Below are 20,839 nucleotides of genomic sequence, written 5' to 3' on the forward strand. Positions count from 1 at the left end.
CGCAGAATGATATCACCCGCATATATGGAGTTCTATCAAGGGTTTTTCAAGATTATTAATCAGACTTATTAATAAAATTAATAAGCTAGGCGAGGGACCGGATCAGTTGGTTATAAGAAATACAGATGGTTTGTTGGGGATGTCGGCCCATAAAAATGGACCGACAAAACGCTAGTCAAAGTGAGCCAGCGAGGAAGTGAAAGGCGAGTGCTCCGGCACGAAAGGGAGGCACTTCTCCACTTTGGCGATCAACGCTTTGTAGTCTTCCGCGACAATGTTGATATGCCCCAGCTTGCGGCCGGCGCGCTCTTCTTTTCCATACAGATGCAGATGCGTGTCGCTGAGCGTCAATACGCTTTCGCGGTCAGCATGACGACCAATCAGGTTGATCATACAGCTGACGCCGACAGGCTGGGTATCGCCCAAAGGTAAGCCGGCGACGGCGCGTAAATGGTTTTCAAACTGCCCTGTGTGCGCTCCATTCATGGACCAGTGACCGGAGTTGTGCACTCGCGGCGCCATCTCATTGGCCAGGAGGCCCTCAGGCGTTTCAAACAGCTCCAGAGCCAGGATGCCCACATAAGACAGATGCGCCATCAGCTTTTCAATATACTCAGCCGCTTTCTGCGCCAGATCATCGCTAATGCGCGGCGCGGGGGCGATGGTGTAACGCAGAATGCCGCCATGATGAATGTTTTCCGCCAAGGGGTAGGTGACGGTTTCACCAGTGCTGCTGCGGGCGGCGATGATGGATATTTCCCGGGAGAAATTGACGAAGGACTCGACAATCAGTCGGGGGTGTCCAATGCTGTTCCAGGCCTCTTCCGCCTCCTCGGCGGATTTCAGGACTGCCTGGCCTTTGCCGTCGTAGCCTTCCGTAATGGATTTCGCCACGACGGGAGCTCCCAGTTCGCGAACTGCCTCAGCCAATTCTTCCGGGCTGTTTACCAGGCGATATTTGGGAGTGGGGATGCCCAATTGGGTAAACAGCGCCTTTTCGTGCTCTCTGTTTTGACATACGCGCAAGGCTTCCACCCCTGGATACAGAGGTTTGCGAGCGGCGATATTTTGCGCCAGATCCAGGGGTAAGTGCTCAAACTCGTAGGTCACTACATCAACGAAATCAAGGAAGCGATCCAGCTCCGACTGAGTGTTTTCGGGGTCGCTGAAAATCGTACCGAGGCCTGCGGAAGGGGCCCCGGAGGTATCGTAAAGCGCAAATTCAAAGCCCAGCGGCATACCCGCCAGCGCCATCATGCGGCCAAGTTGGCCGGCTCCGAGAATGCCAATTCTTTTCATGATTGCCTTGGATCAGCGTTATTGAGAACCGTGTCTGTCTGCTGTTTGCGGAACGCTTTGACGGCGTCCATGATTTTGCTGTCCTGCAAGCCCACAATCTGAGCCGCCATCAGGCCAGCGTTAGTGGCTCCGGCTTTACCGATCGCCAGCGTGCCTACGGGGACGCCTCCAGGCATTTGTACGATGGACAATAATGAGTCCAGGCCATTCAGCGTCTTGGACTGCACGGGAACGCCCAGCACCGGTAGCGAGGTTTGTGACGCGGCCATACCGGGCAGGTGGGCGGCGCCGCCAGCTCCGGCGATAATTATCTTGATGCCTCTGCTTTCGGCGGACTTGGCGTAGTCAAACAGCAGGTCCGGCGTGCGGTGAGCGGAAACAACTTGCACTTCATAGGGAACGCCCAGCTTGTCGAGCATCTCGGCGGCGTGCTCCATGGTAGGCCAGTCGGATTTGGAGCCCATAATAATGCCAACTAAAGGCTGCATGATTTCTCCTTAGTAACCCTGTCATTATTGGATAAATTCGCCTATGGGGCGCGAATTTGCGGGTGGTCGAGGCATACTGTTTAAAAAAGAGGCGCATAGTTTAGTGAGTCGGTACATGGGATGCAAACGAAAGCGGACCCTTGCCGGCTCCCGCCGCAGGCCCAGGCGATCAGGCGCGAGCGGAGCCTTTATCTGGCTCAGGAAAAACGGAATAATAGCGGGTTGCTTCATGCCTGTTCTGTCGCAAATACGGTAAAGCTGGAAAGGGCGCGTGTACGGAAACTCCGGCATTGTCTAAAATGCCATGGCGCAACCGCGCAGAATCGGGCGTTTGCCGATACACTATATAAATACAGTCCATTAGCGAGGTTACATGGAGACAATTAAGCCCGAGAAAGACGAGGTTGATCGATTTCAATCACAGCGCCATAAAGCGCCTGCGGCGAAACCTGCTGAGCCTAAAAAGGCTGCGCCGGTTGCGGAGGCCCCGGTGGAGGCTTATGTCAGACTGTCCCGTCCCGCACAATGGGCGATCGTCTTTGTATTCATATTGGTGCTGACTTTCGCGCTGATTGGATATTGGCAGGTCAAAAACCAGCAACAAACCATTCTGTCCCTGCAAACCCAACTGCAGCAGGCGACTCAGTACATATCCCAAAGTAAGCTGGTGACTGCGCGCCTTGAAGGTCAAATCAACCAGACCGACGCCACCATGGCGCAAAGCGGCAACGAGATGGCCAGGGAATTGAAGACCTTGGACTCTGAAATCCGCAAGCTGTGGGATGTGTCCAATAAGCGCAACAAACAGTTGATTGAGGAAAATCAGAAAGCGCTGACAGCCCTGCAGGGCGATTTAAAGCAGTCGCAGGAGAGGATCAAAGCGCTAAGCGGTGAGATAAATGGCCTGACGGTCATCGGTGAAAATCTTGGCAAGTCTCAAGAAGCCCAGGCGCTGCAGATTTCCGCGTTGGCGGATGATATGGGGCGCACTGATGAAGCGTTGGAGAGGAAGCAGGCTGAGTTGACGCAACTTCTGAAACAAAGCTCCGACAAGCTGGAGAAATCCATCTCTGAGCAAACCGTGGCTGTCGCCAAGCTTGAGCGCATGATCGGCAAAATGAATGAGCAGAACCTGGACGGCAATCTCAAAGAGCTTGAGAAGAAAGTCAGCGCCATCGACGCCACCCGTAATCAACTGGTGCAACGCTACGTTGAGCTGGATCGTCGCATGAATGAAATCGGTCTGCAATTGAAGGCCATACAGAAATAAATAGCCTGCGCTGTTGCGCCTAAGTGAGTCTTAGGCGCGCTCCTGCTGCGTATGCATCAACCTTTATTCTTTCTTTTACGGCTTTTACGGGCGCGGCGTGTTGACGATTGTGGTCGCGTCGAAATCCACCGCTTGAAATTGCGGCTCGATTCTTACTTCTACATATTGGCGAAAAAGTAGCGCCGCCGCGACGGAGGTTTCCAGCGTCGCCAATTTGTTGGGGTCGTATAGTGCGGCCTCTCTTTCATCATTGCGCGCTCGTTGCGCTTCTTCATAAACCGGGCCGCCCGCCGCTGGCGGAGAGAACAGGCCTGGAACAAAAATACTCGATAGCTGTGGATTCTGAAGTAGAGCGAGTGAAATCGAGTCCAAGGTGGAGCGCTCTACGGTATCTGCAATGGGGATGTAGTTAATTTGCGCTTCGGAGAAGGTGATATCGAGCGCTTGTCCGTCATCGAGCTCAATATGCACGCTGGCTTCAGTAGAGGGCTCATCCAGAGCTTTCCATTCCATCTCATAGGGAAGTTCTTCTGCTGAAATACTGAGGGCTGCGCCAAGCAGTAGCGCTATCAAAGCAGGTGTGAACAAGCGACCCGCTTGCGGATCAGGCGCGGTGGCGAGGACATCCGAGTCGTTCATGAGTAGTGACCCTTGCGCATTTTTTATAATTGGTTGTGACTGATTGTAGCAATTCAGTCGAGCGGGAATGTGGAGCCGTTTCAAAATACGGCTTAATTATTGTCATTCGCCGTTCCCTGTTGAAAATTTAACCTGTCCGTCGAGTGACGCCTGCTTGCAGGCAAAATAACTGTAAAGAAATGTAGTTCAAAGTAACGCGTTGTAGCGAATTCTTGCTCCAATTCTCAGCTGGCGAAGCATACGGTTGTTAGAATCATCCCCAGTCTGGAGGGCTAGACCCCAAGGGAGTCGTCCCGCAAAACCCTCCGCCTCAATAAACAAGAGCCATGATTTGTGAAATGGTCATGAAAGCGACGCCCTTTATAGACGGGGGAGTGAGTATGCAGCGATATCCTAGCCTCAGAACGCTTGTTCTACTGCTGGCGACGGCGGTGGGGATGAGTGGATGTAAGATCTATCAATCCATGGGGAAGAGCGTAGGAGCCTTTGTGCATCCGGTCAGCGGCCCTAAATTCGTGCATATTCCTGACTCGGAGTGGGATAGTGCGTCTTCTGCGCTTATATATTTTTACCGGCCTCACAGTGACTGGGCGTCAGAAGAGATCGAGTCTCCCAGCGTTTATGTCGATGACAGTCAATATTTCAACTTTCGCGACAACAGCTATACCTGGCTGCAGGTGGCTCCGGGCGAGCGACGCGTCACTATGCGCAGGCCTCTGCTGGGCTTCGAAGGCATCGGCGGCTTTACCCTGAGCGATATGACAGATCAGATACTCAGTGTCGATGCGGGCAAAATATACTATCTGCGTTATTCCGAAATCAGCAAACCCGATCCAAACCCGGAAATCGAAACCGACTCGCCCTGGGCGGAAGGGGATTTACAGTTGGTGGCCGCTGACTTCGCTTATAACGAAATCGTAGAGACCCGCTTTCTGAATAGCGATCTGCTGGCGCCTAATCATGCCGCCACCTCTATTGTGAAAGAGAATATCGAATATTCATTTGAACGTGAGCAGGAAGAAATTGAGGTCGCCCGCGAGGAAGAAATAGAAAGGTTGAAGGAGCAGGGATATTACCGCCCCGATAAATGGTGGTGTATGTATATGTGCGGCGGGGGGCCGACCAAGCGGCTGAAGACGGATCGTATGCAGCGTGAGCTGGACAAGCGTAAAAACGCTTACGAGGCGCAGCTGGCGGAAAGTGAGGGGGCATCGTGGTGGTGGCCATTCTAAAGGCGGCGCGATCATCACATTAAATTTTCAATTCTGTACTGTCACCCGGTTCTATAGGGTGACATCTGGGTTTAACATCTATCATTTACTGTAAGGGCTTCGATTGAAGCAGAGGCCGCGGCGACGCCGCGCTTCTGAAATATGGGTAAGGTTTTCAGCCGCTTAATTTTGGGTGTAAGCGGCGGCGAATCAACGGCGGACAGGAAACAGAAAAAGGACTTACTGAACTATGAGCGTGACGACCATGTTTCAAGATCATGTGCAAAAGACCAAAAGCTTTGTTGACCGTGTGAAGGATGTATATAGCAGAGCCTATGATAAGGCCTTGCAGACGGGAAAAGGCGGCTTGGCTGGAGCGACACGCATCAGTGCGGCGCTTGAGCCCAAAGTGCGACAAAGTATCGACTCGGCCCATCATTTCTTTGACGGTATCAATCAATCGCTGGCGGATAAAGCCATTCCCGAATGCCGACGTTCTAATGTCGAGTCCGCTCGCCTGGAGGAAAAGTCCTGCGCAGCGCGACATGGAATCAGCGACGCTGGCGCATCGCGTCAGGATGTTTGAGATCGAGCCCGCAAAGTCATCGCGCTTTCGGATATGGTAAGGTAGCCCTATTTTTCACACTGTGTTGTTAGGAGAAAATCATGAGGCTATTGCATACGATGATCCGGGTCGGGGATCTGGATCGTTCCATCGGTTTTTACACTGAAGTGCTGGGTATGCGTCTGTTACGGCGCAAAGATTACCCGGAAGGCCGTTTCACATTGGCGTTTGTCGGTTACGGCGATGAGTCGGAAAACGCCGTCATTGAGTTGACTCACAACTGGGATACCGCTGCATATGAGCTGGGCTCCGGGTTCGGTCATCTCGCCGTTGAAGTGGAAGACGCCTATCAAGCCTGCGACGCTATTCGCGAAAAAGGCGGGCAGGTGGTTCGGGAGGCGGGCCCAATGAAGCACGGAACTACCGTGATTGCATTCGTTAAAGATCCAGACGGCTATATGATTGAGTTGATCCAGCGCTAACTTTTGCTCTGCCTGCACGGACGCTTATTTCTTAATAGAATAAGCGCCGTAATGTGGCGCTTTTGATCGACTTTTCAGCTAAATAGAAATTAGAAAAACTTTTTTAAACATTGCGCTTGACACTCCTTGGGGTGATCAGTACTATGCGCATCGTCTTCACGGGGCAGCCAAGCGGTTCGCAAGGTTGATTCGGAAGCGCCTCTTGATTCAGAGTGACGTGGGGGTGGTTAGCTCAGCTGGGAGAGCATCGCCCTTACAAGGCGAGGGTCGCAGGTTCGATCCCTGCACCACCCACCAAATTCTGAAATAGAGATCGCGGAGCGGTAGTTCAGTCGGTTAGAATACCGGCCTGTCACGCCGGGGGTCGCGGGTTCGAGTCCCGTCCGCTCCGCCAATTTCTACTTGATCAAGAGCCAGTTCATCTGGAACTGGGTGGTTAGCTCAGCTGGGAGAGCATCGCCCTTACAAGGCGAGGGTCGCAGGTTCGATCCCTGCACCACCCACCATCTTCCCCAAAGATGGATTTTCGCGGAGCGGTAGTTCAGTCGGTTAGAATACCGGCCTGTCACGCCGGGGGTCGCGGGTTCGAGTCCCGTCCGCTCCGCCAACTCTTCCCTTCATATTCCTCTTGTTTTAACTTCATATCTTAATTTTCTGATTTCAATCACTCATTTGTTTTCCTTTCAGAATTATTCTGTTTTTTCTCTGTCATCATCCTGACATACCTGTTTGATACCTTGGACGATAACCATTAGCAAGGAGCCGTAACCGTGCAAGAATATATCGACGACCTCATTGATGTTGACTACGAAGAGTTTGATGACGACGAATTCGTCGATGACGCCGTAGAGCTTTAATTCAGTCTCTTGTTAGTCTCGCTCAGGCATCTTCGTCTGCAGCTATATCTCCGTCCGTTCGGCCAGAAGTGTGCTGGTCCTTGAACGGTTTCGGGTTGACGCCAAACCACCTCTTAAATGCCCTATGAAATGCTGCTGGTGAGGAAAAGCCCAGTAGATAGGCTATCTCGCCAATCGTTAAGTCTGTGGCTTTGAGATAGGTCGCCGCAACCTGCTTGCGAGTCTCGTCCAGAACTTGTTGAAACTGAACGCCTTCCTTTTTTAATCGTCTTTGTAGCGTCCACTCCGATAGACCGAGTTGCTTGGCTGTTTCGGTGAGGCCCACTTCGCGCCCTTGCAGCATTGGCGTGATAATCTGCTTGACCCGTTCGGTCAGGCTGGTGGCCCCAACCAGGGTGGTGAGCTCCCGGTTGCAGATACTGACAATTTCGCTATGTGTCGCCGGATTGGCGTAAATAGAAGGGAGTGACAGCGCTTCTTTTCTAAAAATCAGTGCGTTACGTGAGCGCCCGAACTTAACGGGACAATTGAAAGCTCGTTGATAATGCTGAGCGTAAGGCGGCGCCTCAAACTCGATTTCCACCTCTTTCAGTAATCGCTCCTGTCCGGTAATCCAGTGCGCCAGCGCGCTCCATCCGCTGAGCAGACAATCCACTACGAAATAGTTGAACTCATTATAGGGGCTGATGGAATAAAACTGTGCGACGCCACTTTCTTCTGTCAGATAAAACCGGCTGCTGCCTCGCTTATTTACGCTGCTCAGGCTTTCATAGTGAATCCATAGCCGGATCGCCCGCTCAAGATTGGGACTGGTCATGGCGGCATAGCCGGATAGGCCCATATGGGAGATGCGTAGCGCTTGCCCCATGAATAATCCCAGTGCGGGCTGGTTGGCCGTGCTGATCAAGGCCTGCCCAATACGCATGAAGCGGGATATGCTAATGCGCGCCTTGGGGGAGGCGAGAGTCTCTGTCGTAACGCCGTATTCATTGAGGACAGGCATTGGGTCAACGTTAAGTCGGTGACAGGCTTCGCGCATTAGTTCTACGAAATTGACGGATATGTCGCCGAGCTGCATGGAGTTCCCTTTGGTGTGTTAAAAGTGATGAATGGGTGTATTTTATAGATAAAAAAATGTTATCCAAGGGTATTGGCTGTCTTGCATGACAGAGCTAATTTATACGGCAAATCCCGTAGCCTTGATTGCTGCGTATAACTCGAGGCGGAAGCCGCTTAATTACCGGCATTTCGCTCATTAAAGTGAATATTCAGGAGTGTTTCATGCAACAGAACTCATCTGGCGCGAGTAAGTATCCGCATCTGTTGGCCCCTTTGGACCTGGGCTTCACCACCCTCGCCAACCGGACTCTAATGGGCTCCATGCACACAGGGCTGGAAGAGTCGCCGAATGGCTTCCAGCGTATGGCGGCGTTTTACGCTGAACGTGCGAGAGGTGGGGTGGGTCTTATCGTAACCGGTGGTATTGCTCCGAATCCTGAGGGGGCGGTCGCTCAGGGCGCTTCCAAGATGGACTCTGATGCGGATGCGGAAAAACACAAGATTATCACTCAAGCCGTGCATGAAGCTGGCGGCAAGATCTGTATGCAGATTTTGCATGCGGGACGCTACGCCTATCATCCCAAGCTGGTGGCGCCTTCCGCCATTCAAGCGCCGATCAATATGTTCAAGCCGCGCGAACTGTCCACTGACGAAGTGGATGAGCAGATAGACGCCTACGCAAGCTGTGCGGCTCTGGCGCAACAGGCGGGCTACGATGGCGTTGAGATCATGGGGTCGGAAGGCTATTTCATCAATCAGTTCATCGTGAGTCACACCAATAAGCGGACTGACAAGTGGGGCGGCGACTACGAGAGCCGGATTCGCATGCCGATAGAGGTGGTGCGTCGCGTTCGTGAACGCGTTGGGCCGAACTTCATCATTATTTACCGCCTTTCCATGCTTGATCTGATTGACGACGGCAGTAACTGGGAAGAGGTGGTGTTACTGGCCAAGAAGATCGAAGAGGCGGGCGCCACCATCATCAACACGGGTATCGGCTGGCATGAAGCGCGCGTCCCCACGATCGCGACAATGGTGCCACGCGCGGCGTTCACCAAAGTAACCGCGAAACTGAAGAAAGACGTCAATATTCCGCTGGTGACCACTAACCGCATCAACATGCCGGATGTGGCGGAAAAAGTGCTGGCGGATGGCGATGCGGACATGATCTCCATGGCTCGCCCTTTCCTGGCGGACGCAGATTTTGTGGTGAAGGCGTCAGAAGATCGGGCGGATGAAATCAATACCTGTATCGCCTGTAACCAGGCCTGTCTTGATCACACGTTCCAGATGAAACTGACTTCCTGTTTAGTGAATCCTCGCGCCTGTCATGAGACTGAGTTGGTCTACGTGAAAACCAATTCGAAGAAAAAGTTGGCGGTTGTCGGTGCCGGACCTGCTGGTTTGGCTTTCGCTACGGTGGCGGCGGAAAGAGGTCATGATGTAACACTGTTTGACGGCGGGGATAAGATTGGTGGTCAGTTCAATGTCGCCAAACTGATTCCGGGTAAAGAAGAGTTTTATGAAACCTTGCGTTACTTCGACCGTATGCTGAAAAAACATAATGTCGATGTGCGCCTTAATACCCGTGTGAGCGCTGAAGACTTGAAGGCTGGCGGTTACGACGAGGTGATTCTCGCTACCGGCGTTTCCCCTCGCATACCCGAGATAGAAGGGATTGATCATCCAAAAGTGATGGGATATCTGGATGCGTTGTTAGGACGTAAACCTATAGGGAAGAGGGTTGCCGTTGTCGGCGCTGGCGGTATCGGGTTTGACGTCGGTGAGTTTATTACCCATGAAGGCAAGTCGCCCAGCCTGGACGTTTCTGCGTTCATGAAGGAGTGGGGGGTAGACCTGGGTGTAGAGCATCGTGGCGGCGTTCAGGGCGTAGAAGCCCATGTTGAGCCGTCCCCCAGAGAGGTCTATCTATTGCAACGGAAAACCTCAAAGCCCGGCAAAAATCTTGGCAAAACGACGGGCTGGATTCATCGCGCTTCATTGAAGAATAAACATGTGCGCATGGTTGCTGGCTGCGAGTACGTCAAAATAGATGACGACGGTTTTCATGTGACTGTGAATGGCGAAGCCAAGTTGTTGCCCGTGGATAACGTGATTATTTGCGCAGGACAAGATCCTTTGCGTGAGCTGCAGCAGCCGCTTGAAGCGGCGGGCGTGTCGGTGCACCTGATTGGCGGCGCTGATGTGGCGGCGGAGTTGGACGCTAAGCGAGCGATAAATCAGGGTAGCCGACTGGCCGCTGAAATCTGATCTCCTTTCTCTGGACTCAGTGAGCGCTGAGTCCATTCCAGCCTTTCATTTTTTGGTGCAAATCAGGTCGATTGGCCTGATTTGTGCGCCCTTTCCCCCTCTGAGCGCGACCTGCCCAACTGACATTTCCAAGGTTGCGTGCTAAGTTTTCAACAGCTTCATTAATAATCAACGTATGCGCCGGAGCCGTTTTAAATGGCCCGGGAGCAAAAAAATGTTGGTGTTTAAACGCTTGGTAAGCGCTAACGAAACAATTTTCTGTTATTTTGGTGCGCTTACAAAAAATAACAACATCGACAATGGGCTTCTGGACAACGCAGCTTAAACAACAAGCAAAGAAAGAAGGGCTTATTATCTAGGACATTGGCATGCCCAAACCTCAAAAAGATGATATTTACGAAGCGGTTCTCTTCTTGGAGGATCAGTATGTAGCGCGGCAAATGCGCTATTCGGAATTTGAGGCCATATTGGACGGCGTGGTTGCTCTGAATGATCTGGCTGATACGGAAATAACAGCGGTCTATGCAGAGCTGAACAAACAGTTGATACCACGAGCGCTGGTATTTTTTACGGTCTATTTCGACGAGGAAGGCATCGCGGATTCGGAGTGGAACGTGCCGCTGAAGCGGTTGGCGAAAATTTCCGGTTCCGGCCCGGATCTCGGCGCAGGTCCTATACGGCTCGCGTGTCGCAGTCAATGCGCTATCTCCTGGCATCAGCGGGATTTGTGGGACCCGGACATGAAGCCGGGCGGCAATGACTTTCAGGTGATTAAAAAATCCCTGCAGGAAAACCGCCTGGGCTTTGAAGTAGTTGGTGAAGTGGTTGAGGAGGAAGAGGATATTCCTGTCCTGACTCCCACTCAGGTTGCGTCGCAACCGGCGGCGTCCGCGTCTGCGCTGGAAGAGCAGGAGCGTATTCATCGTACGAAACTGGCGCGCTTGCTGAAAGCGCAGCGCTTGCGCATCAAGACGTTGAACAGTCAGCACGAAGCGGAAATTGAAGAGCTCAACCGGCAGCACCGGTTGGAGATGCAGGCGCTGAAGACCAAAGTGCAGGATATGGAGCAAAGCCTCCAGCACACCAAGGTGCTTTACGATCAGACCAAAATCAAACTGCAGAAGCGCAGCGATCAATACCTGTCTTTGCAAGAGGAAATGGTGCAGTTCAAGAAGCGTCAATCCATGCTGGAGAAAGAACTCAGCAAGGGAGACGGTGGCGAAGAAGCGGAGCGCCTGCGTCAGCGTCTGGAAAGCGAACTGACGATTGTGAAAGAGCAATTACAGCGTCGCGAGGCGGAGCTGGTGTATCGCGATGAGCGTGAGGAGCAGCTGCGCCAGGAGATTCAAACCCTGAAGGATGAATCTGAGGATGGCGGTGGAGATATTCTCAATAAGCTGTCCGAGCTGGATGTGGTCTTTGTGGTGTATCACCCTGGTGCGGGTCATATTACGATCCCGGCGAAAGATGTTTTGCGCTACATACAGAATCCAGTCTCCTATGCGGCGGAGCGTTGCTTTGTAACGGAGCGGCACTACAAAGAGTGGTTGGACCACTACGAAAACGCAGTATGCGAACACGAAATTCCCGGTAAGGGACTGTGTGGCGAGAGCGTCCCTCGTGTGACTGTGCCCGCTGAGTTCGTTGCAGGCGAAAGCAACCGTTGCGAGAAGCATCAAGAATAGTTCGTGTCCTCTCTGCAGTATCAACCCGATTGCGTCATTCAACCGCTCAGTCACCCTGTGGCTGAGCGCGCTGGCGTTCGCCTGTGGATGGTGCGGGGCGATTTGATTCATGAGTCGGTATCCGGCAACAAGTGGTTCAAACTCAAATACAGCCTGCTGGAAGCGAAGCGAAGCCAAGCGTCGGGATTGTTGAGCTTCGGCGGCGCCTATTCCAACCATTTGCATGCGCTCGCCGCAGCGGGCTGTATGCTGAATATCCCCACCTTTGGCGTTGTGCGCGGCGCATGGCGGCGTGAGCTGACGCCAACTCTGCAGGATGCCCAAAAGTGGGGGATGCGCTTGCTGTTCGTTAGCAACGAGGCGTATCGCCGCAAAGATGATCCTGCCTGGGTGGAGGAAAGCATTGCGGGCTGGAAGCTGTCAGAGCTTATCGCTACGCAAAAGCTGATGGTTATCCCTGAAGGCGGGAGCAATACGTTGGCGTTAAAGGGCGTTTCTGAGTGGGCGCAGCAAATCTATTCCTACTTTCCCTCGGCTCCCGCATCCATATTCTTGCCTTGCGGCACCGGCGGTACGATGGCGGGGTTTGTCGCCGCTCACTCACATCATGAGGTGGTCGGTGTGCCTGTGTTGCGCGCCGGCGACTCTATTGCAGCTAAGATCGATGAGTTGCTGGTTTTGAATAACCAGCAACCAGAAACCTGTTTTCGCTTTATGCAAGGTTATGAGTTTAGCGGCTACGCCAAGACCAGCCCCGAGCTGATGGCCTTCATTCAAACATTTTTCGATCACACAGGCGTTGGTTTGGAGCCTGTCTACACAGGGAAGATGGCGTATGCGGCGCTGGAGTGGTTGCGCCGAGGCGAGGCTCCTAGAGGTTCAGACGTTGTGCTGGTGCATACCGGTGGCATGCAAGGCGCGCGGGGCTTTGTCGAGCAACTTTAACTCCTTCTGCTAGTTGTTCAATGTAGTTCTTGCTGATTCCGCCCAGTTGTCGCTAACGACAAAATATCGGGCGGTTTCCAGCCATCCTCCCGCCGGCGATTCAGCCAATGCGATCAACATCTGTGGACGATTGTTCCCTTCTGTAGAGTTCAATTCGCGGTATAACTGTTCCCAGCTCATGGCTGGGGTCTGGTCGTCGGGGTGTATTGCAAGGGGTGATAGCCAGTGTGATTTTGGAGTGAGTATCCAGTTTGTGGCTGTTTCCTCCAATTGGGGCAGGGCGCTGACAGGCAGCCAGCCGCCGCGTAAGTGGTCAGGGGCGGCGAGGGTGGATGGCGTCACGCTGTCTGGGTCAATTAGGGGATAGAACAGATAGCCTTTCATAACGATCTGACGGCCGATTTCGTTAATGCCCAGATGCGCCAGCTCTTGCCTGGCTTCGGGCGTTTCCGAGAGTAAAATCTGGCTGCTGAGCAGCTTGTCCAGCTTAAGATCCAGTCGATCCAGGTAATTGGGGCCGAACCAATGGGCGTCGCCGCCTTTCGCCGAGGGCGTCGATAAACCGAGGTAATATTTGATGGCGACTTCCTGATGGACATAATTGCCTTCGGGGTTCTGCAGGATAAAATCAAACTCGCCGTAAGTCTTCTTACGGTCTTTCACTTGCAAGCCGTGGGCAATCACGCGCCAGGCGCTAAGTCGCTCGACGCCGAAGCGCCAAAGCGATTCAAAGTAAGGGCCCAGAAAGCGGCTTTTTAAGGCTTTCTCCATGTTTAGCAGGTCCATGGTCAGCGTCCGGTCGGCGCCGTTCAGCGCTATGGGCGCCTGGCGGTCAAACTGTGTTGGCTCCATACCAGGAATGGCGGCCAACACCGGGCTATTACAAGTCCACTGTAAATCTCTGAGCAGTTGTTGTGGCGTTCGCTTCACAAATTAAACTTCCGTTAGTACCCCTGTCGGCGCTTTGGTCGTCGAGCGCAGTCACAGACTGGGCTGCAGCGGGGCGCGCGGGTGAGGAAAAAGACAAAAACCGCCCGTTGGGCGCATACAAGCCGGGGCAGTTTGGGTAACATAACAAAAACGCTTGATTAAGGGCATGTATGGAACAGTTTCGTAATATCGGTTTGCTGGGCCGGATGGGCAGCGTACAGGTGGTGGAGACGCTGAAGCGGCTCAAAAACTATCTGGTCGGCGAAGGTTACGCGGTGATCCTGGAAGAAGCTACCGCAGCGGTGTTGCCAGGACATAACGTGCAGGTGTCCAGCAAGAAAATGCTGGGAGAAATCTGTGACCTGGTGATTGTGGTCGGCGGCGATGGCAGCTTGCTGGGCGCAGCGCGCGCGCTGGCCGGGTGCAATGTGCCGGTGCTCGGCGTTAATCGCGGCAGGCTGGGCTTTCTCACTGATATTACGCCGACGGAAATGGAGCCTCAGCTGGCGGAAGTGCTGTCTGGCAAGTATGTCGAAGAATCACGCTTCCTGTTGGACGCCTACGTCAAGCGCAATGGCGAGCCTGTGGGCTATGGATGCGGCCTGAATGACATTGTTCTGCACCCTGGCAAGTCCACCCGTATGATTGGGTTTGATCTTTATATTGAAGGACAGTTCGTCAACAGCCAGCGTTCCGACGGACTGATCGTTTCCACGCCGACCGGCTCCACGGCCTACGCGTTGTCTGCAGGCGGTCCGATCATGCATCCGCGTCTGGACGCTATCGTGCTGGTGCCCATGTTTCCCCATACCCTGAGCAGCCGTCCGATTGTGGTGGACGGCAACAGCGAAATTAAGATCATTATCGGCGATTACAACGAAACCTATCCTCATGTCAGTTGCGATGGGCAGACGCACGTCACGTGCGCGCCGGGGGATACGGTCACGATTTGTAAGAAGCCGCAGAAGCTGCGTCTGATTCATCCCATGAACCATAATTTCTATCAGATCTGCCGGGATAAACTGGGCTGGTCAAGCAGTAGAGATCAGGGAGGGCAGTAGTCTAATGTCCGAGAGCCAGAAGTACCGAGGCTTTGACTTCATCGGCGATGTCCACGGATGCGCCAGAACGCTGGAGGCATTGCTGGAGAAGCTCGACTACCGGAAGATCAACGGCGTATACAGTCATAAGCATCGTCAGGCGGTTTACGTTGGCGATATCGTCGACCGCGGCCCCCGTATCCGAGAGGCGCTGCATATTGTGCGGGATATGGTGGAGCACGGCAGCGCGCGCATTGTCATGGGAAATCATGAGTACAACGCCCTGGGCTATTGCACCCGGGCCCGCCCGGGCAGCGCTCATACCTATTTGCGTGAGCATACGCCCCGTCATGAGCGTTTGATTCGGGAAACGCTGGATCAGTTCGCAAATTACGGGCATGAATGGAATGAGTTTCTTGAATGGTTCATGACGCTGCCGCTGGTGATTGACGATCAGTGTTTTCGGGTTGTGCACGCATGCTGGGATCATGATCTGATTTCACAGTTCCTGGAGCATCATCCTGATGGTCTTATCACGGAAGACTTTCTGCATGCCTCCACCGTGCGCGACAGTTTTGCCGGCCATGTGATGGACCGTTTGTTGCGCGGCACGGATATGAAACTTCCGGATGGTATGTCTATTCGCAGCAGTGATGGCTTCGTTCGCACCGCATTTCGCACCAAGTTCTGGAAGGCGGAGCCTGAAACCTACGGCGACGTCGTGTTTCAGCCGGACGCTCTGCCTGACGAAGTGGCGGAAAGACGCTTGTCAGAGCGAGAGCGGCGCATGCTGTTGTTTTATGGTCTGGAAGAGCCGCCCTTGTTCGTCGGACATTACTGGCTGCAAGGCGCGCCGCGTCCTATTCGTCCCAATATCGCCTGCCTGGATTACAGTGCAGTGAAGTACGGCAAGCTGGTGTCCTATCGGCTCGAAGCGGGAGCCCGCAAACTGACGGCGGACAATTTTGTCTGGGTCGATGTCATGCGTGAAGCGGGGGGCGCCGCCGGGCGCTGAGCATATGGAGAAAGTTTGCGATATCCCAATCGAAGAAGACATTGAGTCGTTGTATCGCTATCTGCGCAGCAGGGGCGTTGCGATATGGGTCACCGAGAATGAAGGCCGGCAGGAAATATGGGTTAAAGATCCCGCCGCCAAACCTGTCGTGCTGGACTGTTATCAGCGCTTCAAAGAAGATCCTGGCGTTCGCGAGCGACTGGATGAGGCTGTAAGCGGGCAACCGCAGCCCAATGGCAACAGTCTGACAATGCAGTTTAAGCCTTTTCCCTGTATCGCGTGGTTACTGCTGACCTTGCTGGCGGCGGCTTTGTATACTGGCTTCGGCGACTTTCAGAGCAGTCGTTATTTCTTCATTATTGATCGTTTCCAGTTGCCCTATGGGGACTTGCCCTCCCGCGTGCAGTCCTTGTTGTTTACGCTGCAGAAAGGGGAGTGGTGGCGTCTGCTGTCTCCCGCATGGTTGCACTTGGGGCTGGCGCACTGGCTGTTTAACTCTCTTGCATTGTGGATATTCGGGCGCTCTCTGGAAGTCTTGTTTAGCCGAGGCGGATTCGTTTCGTTCATTCTGGGGGCGGCGATCTTCAGTAATCTCGCTCAATATCTGGTGGCGGGGCCTGCGTTTGGAGGTTTCTCCGGCGTTGCTTACGCCTTGGTTGGCGCACATGCGGCGGGTTGGGCGTTAGCGCCGGGTATGCGGATGTGGGCGCCTTCCGCGATGGTGATTTTCAGTATTGTGTGGATGTTGGCGGGGATGTTGGGCGTCTCTGATCAATTTGGCGTGTCGTTCGCCAATACCGCGCACTTCGTCGGCTTTTGGTTTGGCTTGACGTCAATGGCGTTGTGGCTAAAAACAAGTGGAAAAAAAGACGGGGAAGGCATCAGCGGAGCATAACGGGTAAACCAAATTGCAGAGCTGGTTTATCCAGCCTCCGTTGATGCGCATCCCCCAAGTAGCTGTGAATACTCTGATGAGAGCTGTGTGGGATCAAACACACAATGCAAATGATAATGATTATCATTTGTAAGTCAACACTTTTTCACTGGAATTTTATTGAAATGTCGGATCACCCTTATGTTATAGTCCGCAACATTGTGCTGGAGACCCCTTATGTCCTTTGAAAATGCAGTAAAAAACCTGACTCCGGAGATCTATGAGGCCATGAAGACAGCCTTGGAGTTGGGGAAGTGGCCGGACGGCAAAAAATTATCAATGGAACAGAAAGAGCTCTGCATGGAAGCGCTCATCACCTACGAAATTTCCCACAATGTGCCTGAAGAGCAGCGGGTGGGGTATATAGAAAGAGATCGGCCGACGCCTTGCGCTTTGAAAGCGGCGGCGGTTGAATCCTCCTCTGGCGTATGGACGCCCGAAAGCGGCGTTTCCAAGCATTGATCGAAGCTTCGCTTCCGTTGCGACGGGAGTGCGCGTTTCGACAATAACAATAATTGAGAGATGAATTTAGAACCAAGGGGACTCACTTGAGGGAAGTAGCTCAAGGCTGTCTGGAGAAAATGTTCAGCCAGCTCGATAACCCCGTCAACTACAGCCTGGTGGTTGGCGATGAACGGGTGGAATTAAACCCTCTGCTCGGCAAATCACTTCAGATTAAATTCAGCGGTAAGATTGTCTGCAATCATTGCGGCCGCTCGACTAAAAAGAGCTTCAGTCAGGGCTTCTGTTTTCCCTGCTTCAGAAAACTGGCGCGTTGCGACAGCTGTATTATGAGCCCGGAAAAGTGCCATTTTTTCGCCGGCACCTGTCGGGAGCCTGAATGGGGAGAGACCCATTGTATGGTTCCGCATGTGGTGTATCTGGCCAACTCATCGGGAATCAAAGTCGGCATTACCCGTAAAACCCAGACGCCCACGCGTTGGATCGATCAGGGCGCAATTCAGGCTCTACCCATTATGGAAGTTACCACGCGCCGGATGTCCGGGCTGGTGGAAGAGATCTTCCGGCAATCAGTGACAGATAGAACCAATTGGCGCGCAATGCTCAAGGGCGATCCTGAGCCTTTGAACCTGGTCGCGGAAAGAGACCGTTTGCTGGCCGAGCTGGAAGGGGCGCTGGAAGGTTTACGCTGCGCCGAGGGAGCGGATAACATGGAAATTTTGACGTCTGCGGAGGTGGTCGACATCGCCTTCCCCGTGATGCAGTATCCGCAGAAGGTGGTTAGCCTGAATCCGGAAAAAGAGCCGGAAATTAGTGGTACATTACTCGGTATCAAAGGGCAGTATCTGATCCTGGATACTGGCTGCATCAACATTCGCAAATTTACGTCATACGAAGTTTCAGTCGCCGCTTGAGCGTATATGGAAGCTCGCCTACGGAAAACTTGAGCATAATTACTATGAAAGAAAGTCAACCTCGCACTATTTACCTGAAAGATTATCGTAAACCGGACTTTTTGATCGACGCCACGGACCTGAACTTCCAGCTTTATGAAGACGGGGCCCGAGTCACTTCTCAGCTGCATATCAGACGCAACCCTGACGCCGATGCGTTTCGCGACGTTCTGGAGCTGGATGGCGTTGAGTTGCAACTGGAGCGTTTGCTGCTGGACGGGCGCACGCTGAACCCGGATGAGTATCAACTGGACGACGAGTCGTTGAGACTGGAGCGCTTGCCCAAGCAGTTCGTGCTGACCGTGGTCACCTGGATCAAGCCGCAGGAAAACACCTGCCTGGAGGGGCTGTATCGCTCCAGTTCAATGTTCTGTACTCAGTGCGAGGCGGAAGGTTTCCGTCGCATTACCTATTATCTGGATCGCCCGGATGTAATGTCCTCCTTCACCACCACGATTGAAGCGGAGAAAGCGCGCTATCCTGTGCTGTTGTCCAACGGCAACCCCGTCGCTTCTGGTGAAAGCGGCGATCGTCATTGGGTGAAATGGGAAGATCCTTTCAAGAAGCCCTGTTATCTGTTTGCTCTGGTCGCCGGCGATCTGCGGTGGGTGGAGGACAGCTTCACGACCATGAGCGGACGCGAAGTGCAACTGCGTATCTATGTCGAACCGCAGGACCTGAATAAGTGCAGCCATGCCATGGACTCTCTCAAGCGATCCATGACCTGGGACGAAGAAGTGTATGGTCGTGAATATGACCTGGATATCTTCAATATCGTCGCTGTCAGCGATTTCAACATGGGCGCGATGGAAAACAAAGGGCTGAATATCTTCAACTCCTCCTGTGTGCTGGCGAACCCGGAAACGTCCACTGACAGTGCATTTCAGCGTATAGAAGCGATTGTCGCTCATGAATACTTTCACAACTGGTCCGGCAACCGGGTGACCTGCCGGGATTGGTTTCAGCTGAGTCTGAAGGAAGGCTTTACTGTGTTCCGAGACGCAGAATTTTCTGCGGACATGCATTCGCGCGCCGTGAAGCGTATCGAAGACGTCGCCTTGCTGCGCACGATGCAGTTCGCCGAGGATGCGGGTCCAATGTCGCATCCGGTGCGCCCGGATTCCTACATGGAAATCTCCAACTTCTACACGCTGACCGTATATGAGAAGGGCAGTGAAGTGGTGCGTATGCTGCACACACTGCTGGGAGCCGAGAAATTCCGCGAGGGCTCTGATCTCTACTTCTCCCGCTTTGACGGTCAGGCCGTGACTACCGATGATTTTGTCGCCTGTATGGAAGAAGTCAGCGGACAAGATTTTACGCAGTTCAAGCGGTGGTACAGTCAGTCCGGAACGCCTGTGGTGTCAGTGACGGATCATTATGATGCGGAGACGAAAGAGTACCGTCTCGACGTTAGACAAAGCTGTCCTCCCACACCAGGACAACAGGAAAAGCAGCCGTTCCAGATTCCGCTGGCGGTTGGTTTGCTGGACAGTTCGGGTAAAGACATGCCCTTGACGCTGAAGGCCGGTCAGGGCGAAGCCTTCGGCGCGGATGGCGATTTCACCCGAGTCCTGCAGGTTCGGGAGTCCGAGCAAAGCTTTGTTTTCACTGGCGTAACGGAAAAACCGACGCCTTCGCTGTTGCGCGGTTTCTCTGCGCCAGTGCGACTGAATTATCCCTACGACAGAAATCAGCTTACTTTCCTCATGTCTTTTGACAGCGACGGCTTCAACCGTTGGGACGCGGGACAGAAACTGGCTGTCTCAGTCTTCAATGAACTGATAAATGCCGAGTTGAAAGGCGAACAGGCGGAAATCGATGAACGCTACATCGATGCAATGCGTCAGGTATTGCTGGATGACAAAGGCGACCACGCCATGCTGGCGAAGATGGTTCAGGCGCCCGGCGTATCGCTGCTGGCGGAACAGGCCGAGGTGGTCCATGTCGACGCCATCCTCAACGCTCGTCAGCGCGTGCATGAGAGAATCGGCGCTTCTTTGTCGGAGCTGTTGTTGAGCAAATACCGTCAGCTGCATGCTCAGTCGGGTAATGCATTGGACAGCGTTTCCATGGGGTTGCGCGCCTATAAGAACGCTTGCTTGATGCTGCTCGCTCAGGGTGGCGCGCAAGAATCCGTCTCCCTGGCGAAGCTGCAGATGCAGCAGGCGCAGACTATGACAGACGAATTCGGCGCTCTGGCCGCTCTGGTGAACGGGCCGGATATTGAGGCGGCGCAATCCGCTTTGGCCGACTTCCTGTGTAAGTGGAAGAAAGATCAGTTGGTCATGGAGCAGTGGTTCAGCGTGCAGGCGGCCAGCGAGCATCATGGCGCACTGGAAAGCATTCAGGCTTTGACGGCCCATGAGTTGTTCTCTGAACGCAATCCAAACAAGGTCCGTTCCGTGATTGGAACCTTTGGCGGGCAGAACTGGCGCCACTTCCATGCCGCAGACGGCACCGGCTATCGCTTCCTGCGCGAGTGGATCATAAAGATGGACGGTCTGAATCCTCAGATCGCTTCCCGTCTGCTGACGCCTCTGACTCGCTGGCGTAAATTGGAGCCGCAGCGCTCTGCGCTCATGCAGAAAGAGCTGCAGGAAATCATGGCGCACCCCGGCTTGTCCAGAGATGCGTACGAAGTGGTGTCAAAGAGCCTGAAATAGGCGTAACTTGTAGAGAAAATGTCGATAAAAGTCCGTTAAGTCCCGGAGGAATAGACAAAATTACTTGC

General features: G+C 53.5%; 18 protein-coding genes and 4 tRNA genes. 17 read left to right on the forward strand and 5 right to left on the reverse strand.

Going from position 1 to position 20,839, the window contains the following annotated elements; translation table 11 throughout:
* Positions 1 to 171 precede the first annotated feature (171 nt).
* Together EUZ85_RS12330 and purE are read right to left on the reverse strand one after the other, a co-directional pair.
* Positions 172 to 1,299 (reverse strand): 5-(carboxyamino)imidazole ribonucleotide synthase, encoded by a 1,128-nt coding sequence (locus EUZ85_RS12330; RefSeq protein ID WP_127969584.1) that lies wholly within the window; start codon positions 1,297 to 1,299, stop codon positions 172 to 174.
* Positions 1,296 to 1,787, reverse strand: a complete 492-nt coding sequence (purE, locus tag EUZ85_RS12335) for a 5-(carboxyamino)imidazole ribonucleotide mutase (RefSeq protein ID WP_127969585.1) — start codon at positions 1,785 to 1,787, stop codon at positions 1,296 to 1,298. The genes EUZ85_RS12330 and purE overlap by 4 nt, the downstream gene beginning before the upstream one ends.
* Before the next feature lie 373 nt (positions 1,788 to 2,160).
* Between purE and EUZ85_RS12340 the strand changes: the two genes are divergently transcribed.
* On the forward strand, positions 2,161 to 3,057 hold the full coding sequence (locus EUZ85_RS12340; protein WP_127969586.1) for a hypothetical protein: 897 nt from the start codon (positions 2,161 to 2,163) through the stop codon (positions 3,055 to 3,057).
* Positions 3,058 to 3,141: 84 nt separating this feature from the next.
* On the opposite strand, the gene EUZ85_RS12345 is transcribed toward EUZ85_RS12340, so the two are convergent.
* Complete coding sequence (locus EUZ85_RS12345; RefSeq protein ID WP_127969587.1) at positions 3,142 to 3,696, reverse strand: hypothetical protein; 555 nt, start codon at positions 3,694 to 3,696, stop codon at positions 3,142 to 3,144.
* A 380-nt stretch (positions 3,697 to 4,076) separates the two neighbouring features.
* On the opposite strand from EUZ85_RS12345, the gene EUZ85_RS12350 reads away from it, so the two are divergent.
* The 7 genes from EUZ85_RS12350 to EUZ85_RS12380 all read left to right on the forward strand — a co-directional run bounded on the left by EUZ85_RS12350 (position 4,077) and on the right by EUZ85_RS12380 (position 6,561).
* On the forward strand, positions 4,077 to 4,928 hold the full coding sequence (locus EUZ85_RS12350) for a DUF2846 domain-containing protein (RefSeq protein WP_127969588.1): 852 nt from the start codon (positions 4,077 to 4,079) through the stop codon (positions 4,926 to 4,928).
* Positions 4,929 to 5,157: 229 nt separating this feature from the next.
* The gene (locus EUZ85_RS12355; RefSeq protein WP_127969589.1) at positions 5,158 to 5,493 is read left to right on the forward strand and encodes a hypothetical protein; all 336 of its coding nucleotides are present in this window, start codon (positions 5,158 to 5,160) and stop codon (positions 5,491 to 5,493) included.
* An 80-nt stretch (positions 5,494 to 5,573) separates the two neighbouring features.
* Entirely contained in the window at positions 5,574 to 5,954 is a 381-nt protein-coding gene (gene gloA / locus EUZ85_RS12360) for a lactoylglutathione lyase (RefSeq protein ID WP_127969590.1), read from the forward strand.
* A 221-nt stretch (positions 5,955 to 6,175) separates the two neighbouring features.
* Positions 6,176 to 6,251 (forward strand) — tRNA-Val (locus EUZ85_RS12365).
* 20 nt (positions 6,252 to 6,271) lie between these two features.
* Positions 6,272 to 6,348, forward strand: a tRNA-Asp gene (locus EUZ85_RS12370).
* Positions 6,349 to 6,384: 36 nt separating this feature from the next.
* Positions 6,385 to 6,460, forward strand: a tRNA-Val gene (locus EUZ85_RS12375).
* Positions 6,461 to 6,484: 24 nt separating this feature from the next.
* Positions 6,485 to 6,561, forward strand: a tRNA-Asp gene (locus EUZ85_RS12380).
* 272 nt (positions 6,562 to 6,833) lie between these two features.
* Here the strand turns inward: EUZ85_RS12380 and EUZ85_RS12385 are convergent.
* Positions 6,834 to 7,889 (reverse strand): AraC family transcriptional regulator, encoded by a 1,056-nt coding sequence (locus EUZ85_RS12385; RefSeq protein WP_127969591.1) that lies wholly within the window; start codon positions 7,887 to 7,889, stop codon positions 6,834 to 6,836.
* A gap of 203 nt (positions 7,890 to 8,092) precedes the next feature.
* Here EUZ85_RS12385 and EUZ85_RS12390 point away from each other — a divergent pair, with 203 nt between their 5' ends.
* The 3 genes from EUZ85_RS12390 to EUZ85_RS12400 all read left to right on the forward strand — a co-directional run bounded on the left by EUZ85_RS12390 (position 8,093) and on the right by EUZ85_RS12400 (position 12,771).
* Positions 8,093 to 10,141: an NADPH-dependent 2,4-dienoyl-CoA reductase gene (locus EUZ85_RS12390; RefSeq protein WP_127969592.1), complete on the forward strand. Its 2,049-nt coding sequence runs from the start codon at positions 8,093 to 8,095 to the stop codon at positions 10,139 to 10,141.
* A gap of 368 nt (positions 10,142 to 10,509) precedes the next feature.
* Positions 10,510 to 11,826 carry a DNA repair ATPase gene (locus tag EUZ85_RS12395; protein ID WP_127969593.1) on the forward strand — a complete coding sequence of 439 codons (1,317 nt, stop codon included), beginning with the start codon at positions 10,510 to 10,512 and terminating at the stop codon, positions 11,824 to 11,826.
* A gap of 3 nt (positions 11,827 to 11,829) precedes the next feature.
* Positions 11,830 to 12,771, forward strand: coding sequence for a 1-aminocyclopropane-1-carboxylate deaminase/D-cysteine desulfhydrase (locus EUZ85_RS12400; protein ID WP_127969594.1), 942 nt, complete (start codon positions 11,830 to 11,832; stop codon positions 12,769 to 12,771).
* Positions 12,772 to 12,780: 9 nt separating this feature from the next.
* On the opposite strand, the gene EUZ85_RS12405 is transcribed toward EUZ85_RS12400, so the two are convergent.
* A complete protein-coding gene (locus EUZ85_RS12405; RefSeq protein ID WP_127969595.1) occupies positions 12,781 to 13,701 on the reverse strand; it encodes a DUF1853 family protein in 921 nt (306 codons plus the stop codon).
* 170 nt (positions 13,702 to 13,871) lie between these two features.
* Here EUZ85_RS12405 and EUZ85_RS12410 point away from each other — a divergent pair, with 170 nt between their 5' ends.
* The 6 genes from EUZ85_RS12410 (at position 13,872) to pepN (ending at position 20,771) form a co-directional block, all read left to right on the forward strand.
* Positions 13,872 to 14,762 carry an NAD(+) kinase gene (locus EUZ85_RS12410; RefSeq protein WP_127969596.1) on the forward strand — a complete coding sequence of 297 codons (891 nt, stop codon included), beginning with the start codon at positions 13,872 to 13,874 and terminating at the stop codon, positions 14,760 to 14,762.
* Positions 14,763 to 14,766: 4 nt separating this feature from the next.
* Positions 14,767 to 15,756, forward strand: coding sequence for a metallophosphoesterase (locus EUZ85_RS12415; protein ID WP_127969597.1), 990 nt, complete (start codon positions 14,767 to 14,769; stop codon positions 15,754 to 15,756).
* A 4-nt stretch (positions 15,757 to 15,760) separates the two neighbouring features.
* Complete coding sequence (locus EUZ85_RS12420) at positions 15,761 to 16,651, forward strand: rhomboid family intramembrane serine protease (RefSeq protein WP_164887230.1); 891 nt, start codon at positions 15,761 to 15,763, stop codon at positions 16,649 to 16,651.
* Positions 16,652 to 16,867: 216 nt separating this feature from the next.
* A complete protein-coding gene (locus EUZ85_RS12425) occupies positions 16,868 to 17,152 on the forward strand; it encodes a YeaC family protein (RefSeq protein ID WP_127969599.1) in 285 nt (94 codons plus the stop codon).
* An 86-nt stretch (positions 17,153 to 17,238) separates the two neighbouring features.
* The gene (locus tag EUZ85_RS12430; protein ID WP_127969600.1) at positions 17,239 to 18,066 is read left to right on the forward strand and encodes a DUF2797 domain-containing protein; all 828 of its coding nucleotides are present in this window, start codon (positions 17,239 to 17,241) and stop codon (positions 18,064 to 18,066) included.
* Positions 18,067 to 18,110: 44 nt separating this feature from the next.
* Positions 18,111 to 20,771 (forward strand): aminopeptidase N, encoded by a 2,661-nt coding sequence (gene pepN / locus EUZ85_RS12435; RefSeq protein ID WP_127969601.1) that lies wholly within the window; start codon positions 18,111 to 18,113, stop codon positions 20,769 to 20,771.
* Positions 20,772 to 20,839 lie beyond the last annotated feature (68 nt).

Origin of the sequence: Hahella sp. KA22, from assembly GCF_004135205.1 — a bacterium.
Taxonomy (GTDB): Bacteria; Pseudomonadota; Gammaproteobacteria; order Pseudomonadales; family Oleiphilaceae; genus Hahella.

Bases quoted from the DNA above. Each gene is read 5' to 3' on its own strand.
- EUZ85_RS12425 (WP_127969599.1), top strand. From the start codon at position 16,868: ATGTCCTTTGAAAATGCAGTAAAAAACCTGACTCCGGAGATCTATGAG.
- EUZ85_RS12395 (WP_127969593.1), top strand. From the start codon at position 10,510: ATGCCCAAACCTCAAAAAGATGATATTTACGAAGCGGTTCTCTTCTTG.
- EUZ85_RS12390 (WP_127969592.1), top strand. From the start codon at position 8,093: ATGCAACAGAACTCATCTGGCGCGAGTAAGTATCCGCATCTGTTGGCC.
- EUZ85_RS12410 (WP_127969596.1), top strand. From the start codon at position 13,872: ATGGAACAGTTTCGTAATATCGGTTTGCTGGGCCGGATGGGCAGCGTA.
- EUZ85_RS12340 (WP_127969586.1), top strand. From the start codon at position 2,161: ATGGAGACAATTAAGCCCGAGAAAGACGAGGTTGATCGATTTCAATCA.
- EUZ85_RS12420 (WP_164887230.1), top strand. From the start codon at position 15,761: ATGGAGAAAGTTTGCGATATCCCAATCGAAGAAGACATTGAGTCGTTG.
- gloA (WP_127969590.1), top strand. From the start codon at position 5,574: ATGAGGCTATTGCATACGATGATCCGGGTCGGGGATCTGGATCGTTCC.
- EUZ85_RS12350 (WP_127969588.1), top strand. From the start codon at position 4,077: ATGCAGCGATATCCTAGCCTCAGAACGCTTGTTCTACTGCTGGCGACG.
- EUZ85_RS12415 (WP_127969597.1), top strand. From the start codon at position 14,767: ATGTCCGAGAGCCAGAAGTACCGAGGCTTTGACTTCATCGGCGATGTC.
- EUZ85_RS12385 (WP_127969591.1), bottom strand. From the start codon at position 7,889: ATGCAGCTCGGCGACATATCCGTCAATTTCGTAGAACTAATGCGCGAA.
- EUZ85_RS12345 (WP_127969587.1), bottom strand. From the start codon at position 3,696: ATGAACGACTCGGATGTCCTCGCCACCGCGCCTGATCCGCAAGCGGGT.
- EUZ85_RS12355 (WP_127969589.1), top strand. From the start codon at position 5,158: ATGAGCGTGACGACCATGTTTCAAGATCATGTGCAAAAGACCAAAAGC.
- purE (WP_127969585.1), bottom strand. From the start codon at position 1,787: ATGCAGCCTTTAGTTGGCATTATTATGGGCTCCAAATCCGACTGGCCT.
- EUZ85_RS12330 (WP_127969584.1), bottom strand. From the start codon at position 1,299: ATGAAAAGAATTGGCATTCTCGGAGCCGGCCAACTTGGCCGCATGATG.
- pepN (WP_127969601.1), top strand. From the start codon at position 18,111: ATGAAAGAAAGTCAACCTCGCACTATTTACCTGAAAGATTATCGTAAA.